The following is a 3,985-nucleotide window of genomic DNA, read 5'->3' as shown; positions in this document are numbered from 1 at the left end:
CAGTTGGTAGAGCGCAACCTTGCCAAGGTTGAGGTCGCGAGTTCGAGCCTCGTCGTCCGCTCTGTGATCAAAGGCCCCGGTCATCGACCGGGGCCTTTGTCATGCGTTCCCTGAGCGTCCGCCTGACATTTGTCATGTCCGGTGATGACAGCCCGCACTGCCGGGTCCTCCCGGCCGCCGGGAGGATCGGAGCATGGAAGCGAACGAACACGAACACGTGATTGAGGTCACCGGCCTGCGACGTGTCTACGGGGGCGGGTTCGAAGCGGTGCGCGGGATCGACTTCTCGGTGCGGCGCGGAGAGGTCTTCGCCCTGCTGGGCACCAACGGCGCCGGCAAGACCTCCACCGTCGAGCTGCTGGAAGGGCTCGCCGCCCCGGCCGGCGGGCGGGTCCGGGTGCTCGGCCACGACCCGTACGCCGAGCGCGCCGCCGTACGGCCCCGCACCGGCGTGATGCTCCAGGAAGGGGGCTTCCCCTCCGAGTTGACCGTCGCCGAGACCGCCCGGATGTGGGCGGGGTGCGTCAGCGGGGCCCGCCCCGAGCGGGAGGTGCTGGCGCTGGTCGGGCTGGAGGCGAAGACCGGCGTCCGGGTGAAGCAGCTGTCCGGGGGCCAGCGGCGCCGCCTGGACCTGGCGCTCGCGCTGCTCGGCGACCCCGAGGTGCTCTTCCTCGACGAACCCACCACCGGGCTCGACGCCGAGGGCCGCCGGGACACCTGGGAGCTGGTGGGCGCGCTGCGCGACGGCGGTACGACCGTGCTGCTCACCACGCACTACCTGGAGGAGGCCGAGCACCTCGCCGACCGGCTCGCGATCATGCACGACGGACGCATCGCCGCCACCGGCACCCCGGCCGAGGTGACCGCGAGCGAGCCGTCCCGGATCACCTTCGAACTGCCCGAGGGGTACTTCGTGGGCGACCTGCCGCCCCTCGCCGACCTGGGCGTGAGCGACCACACCGTCGACGGCCGGACCGTCCGGCTGCGCACCCGCGAACTGCAGCGGGCGGCCACCGGACTGCTGATGTGGGCGCACGGCGCCGGGGTGGAACTGCGCCGGCTGGACGTGCGGTCGGCATCCCTGGAGGAGGCGTTCCTCGGGATCGCCAAGGACGCGTCGGCGGGGACGACGGCGCCGAAGGAGTACGCGGCATGAGCACGAGCACAACCACGACGACGAACACGCGCACGCGCACGACCACACCGGTGAGCCGGATGACCTCCCTCGCCCGCGCCGAACTGACACTGCTGGGGCGGAGCAAGGGCACGCTCGTCGCCGCGCTGTTCGTGCCGCTGGTACTGCCGCTGAGCGTGCGGTCGGCGGCCGAGGAGATGGACCTCGCCGAGGCGGGACTGACCCCCGACACCGTCGTGCTGCCCGCCGCCGTCGGCTTCTCCCTGCTGTTCGCCGTGTACACCGCCCTCGCCGGCGTCTTCGTCGTCCGCCGCGAGGAACTCGTCCTCAAGCGGCTGCGCACGGGCGAGCTGCGCGACGCCGAGATCCTCGGCGGGTCCGCGCTGCCGTCCGTCCTCACCGGACTGACGCAGTGCCTGGTGCTGATCGCGGCCTGTGCGGTGCTGCTGGACATGTCCGCGCCGTCCGCGCCGCATCTGGCCGTCCTCGGCCTGCTGTTGGGGCTCGTGCTGTGCGCCGCGCTCGCGGCCGTCACCGCGGCCTTCACCCGGACCGCCGAGAGCGCGCAGGTCACGCCGATGCCGCTGACGATCGTCTCGATGCTCGGCTCCGGCATGTTCGTCCCGCTGGAACTGCTCCCCGACCAGCTGGCCTCCGTCTGCGAGCTGCTGCCGCTGACCCCCGTCGTCACCCTGGTGCGCGGCGGCTGGACCGGCGACCTGTCGGCCTACGAAGCCCTGGGCGCCCTCGCGACGGCGGTGGCCTGGACCCTGCTGGCGGTGTTTGCTGTACGGCGGTGGTTCCGCTGGGAGCCGAGGCGCTGACGTACGCGAGGGCGGGGGGAGACGGGACATGAGCGGGCCGGGCGGCTGGTGGAGGCGCAAGAGCACACCGGCGAAGGTCGAGACGTACACGCGGTGGTCGTTCCACTCGTTCGCGCTGATCGAGTTCGTGTGCGCCGGCGGTCCGGTGATCGGGCAGGTGGAGCCCCGGCTGGGGACGCTGCTGATGTCCCTGGCGGCCGTGCACAGCGTGTTCTGCGCCGTGGCCGCCTCACGCGCCCTGGACTGGCTGCGCGGCGGGCGCGCACAGCCCGTCCGCACCCTGTGGGCGCTCGGTGCCACCACCGCGGTGGTGGGCGTCACCGCCCTCCTCATCGCCGAACACGGGCCCGCCGGTGAGAGCGTCGACGGAGCGGCCGGTGGGGTCTTCGCGGTCGTGACGGTCTTCGGCGCCGGCGCGATCGCCATCGGCGTCCGCGGCCGGCGGCGGGTGTCCGCCTGTGTGACCGGCTTCGCGGTGGCCACGGCGGTACTGTCCTTCGCCCTCGGCATGCCCCTTGCCGTCGCCCTGTTCACCGCCCTGGTCGTCCTGGCCGGCGGCGGATTCTTCGCCTTCACCTATCTCTTCTCCGTCTGGCTGCTCAACGCCGTCTACGAACTCGACGAGGCCCGCGAGACCCGCGCCCGGCTCGCCGTCGCCGAGGAGCGGCTGCGGTTCGGGCGGGACCTGCACGACGTGATGGGACGCAACCTCGCCGTGATCGCGCTGAAGAGCGAGCTGGCCGTGCAACTGGCCCAGCGGGAACGGCCGGAGGCCGTGCCCCAGATGGTCGAGGTGCAGCGCCTCGCGCACGAGACGCAGCGGGAGCTGCGGGAGGTCGTACGCGGTTACCGCGAGGCCGATCTGGCCGGTGAGCTCGGCGGCGCCCAGGGCGTGCTGACGGCGGCCGGCATCGACTGCTCGGTCACCGGGCCGACGGCCGGACTGCCGGCCCCGGTGCAGTCCGCGCTCGGCTGGGTCGTACGGGAGGCGGCGACGAACGTCCTGCGGCACGGGGACGCGCGGCGGTGCACGGTGGGGGTGCGGGTGCTGCAGGGGCGTGTGGTGCTGACGGTGGAGAACGACGGCGTGCCGGACGGCGCGGGCCCGGGACGGGGGTCCGGGCTCGTCGGACTGCGGGAGCGGCTGGCGGAGATCGGCGGGACCCTGCGGGCCGGGCCCGCGGGGGACGGCCTGTTCCGGCTGACGGCCGAGGTCCCGCTGCCGTCGGACGCCGGGCGGGTCACCGTCGTGTCCGCTCCCCACTCCGTGAACGAGGTCACCTCATGACGTCACCAAGGCCCCTGCGCCTGCTGCTCGCCGACGACGAGCACCTGATCCGGGGCGCGCTCGTCGCGCTGCTGTCGCTCGAGGACGACCTGACGGTCGTCGCCGAGGCGGCCTCCGGGCCGGAGGCGCTGGCGATGGCGCGGGCGCACGCCCCCGATGTCGCCGTACTGGATCTGCAGATGCCCGGCGCGGACGGTGTGAAGGTCGCCACATCGCTGCGGGCGGAGCTGCCCGGCTGCCGGGTGCTGATCGTGACCGGTCACGGGCGGCCCGGGCATCTGAAGCGGGCGCTCGCGGCGGGTGTGCGCGGGTTCGTCCCCAAGACCGTCAGCGCCCAGCGGCTCGCGGAGATCATTCGCACGGTGCACGCGGGAAACCGTTACGTCGACCCCGAGTTGGCGGCCGACGCGATCGCCGCCGGCGACTCCCCGCTGACCGCGCGCGAGGCCGAGGTGCTGGAGCTCGCGGCGGACGGGGCACCCGTGGCGGAGATCGCGGAGCGGGCCGCGCTGTCCCAGGGGACCGTGCGGAACTACCTCTCCTCGGCCGTCTCGAAGCTCGGGGCGGAGAATCGTCATGCGGCGGTCCGTCTCGCACGCGAGCGGGGTTGGGTATAGTTGTTCTCGCGCCCCGGCGCAACGCGGACGTAGCTCAGTTGGTAGAGCGCAACCTTGCCAAGGTTGAGGTCGCGAGTTCGAGCCTCGTCGTCCGCTCTGTGATCAAAGGCCCCGGTCATCG

At 73.1% G+C, this 3,985-nt stretch carries 4 protein-coding genes and 1 tRNA gene; all 5 read left to right on the top strand.

The window, feature by feature from the left end:
- The first annotated feature begins 193 nt into the window (after window positions 1-193).
- Complete coding sequence (locus KUM38_RS29615; protein WP_217133770.1) at window positions 194-1,156, top strand: ABC transporter ATP-binding protein; 963 nt, start codon at window positions 194-196, stop codon at window positions 1,154-1,156.
- Window positions 1,153-1,959 (top strand): ABC transporter permease, encoded by an 807-nt coding sequence (locus KUM38_RS29610; protein WP_254397972.1) that lies wholly within the window; start codon window positions 1,153-1,155, stop codon window positions 1,957-1,959. The genes KUM38_RS29615 and KUM38_RS29610 overlap by 4 nt, the downstream gene beginning before the upstream one ends.
- 28 nt (window positions 1,960-1,987) lie before the next feature.
- A complete protein-coding gene (locus tag KUM38_RS29605) occupies window positions 1,988-3,247 on the top strand; it encodes a sensor histidine kinase (protein ID WP_217133768.1) in 1,260 nt (419 codons plus the stop codon).
- Complete coding sequence (locus tag KUM38_RS29600; RefSeq protein ID WP_217133766.1) at window positions 3,244-3,864, top strand: response regulator transcription factor; 621 nt, start codon at window positions 3,244-3,246, stop codon at window positions 3,862-3,864. The genes KUM38_RS29605 and KUM38_RS29600 overlap by 4 nt, the downstream gene beginning before the upstream one ends.
- A 23-nt stretch (window positions 3,865-3,887) precedes the next feature.
- Window positions 3,888-3,960: transfer RNA gene (locus KUM38_RS29595), tRNA-Gly, on the top strand.
- Window positions 3,961-3,985: the final 25 nt, after the last annotated feature.

Origin of the sequence: Streptomyces sp. AC558_RSS880 (assembly GCF_019049255.1) — a bacterium.
Lineage (GTDB): Bacteria > Actinomycetota > Actinomycetes > Streptomycetales > Streptomycetaceae > Streptomyces.
This window is presented reverse-complemented; position numbering and strand designations above follow the sequence as displayed.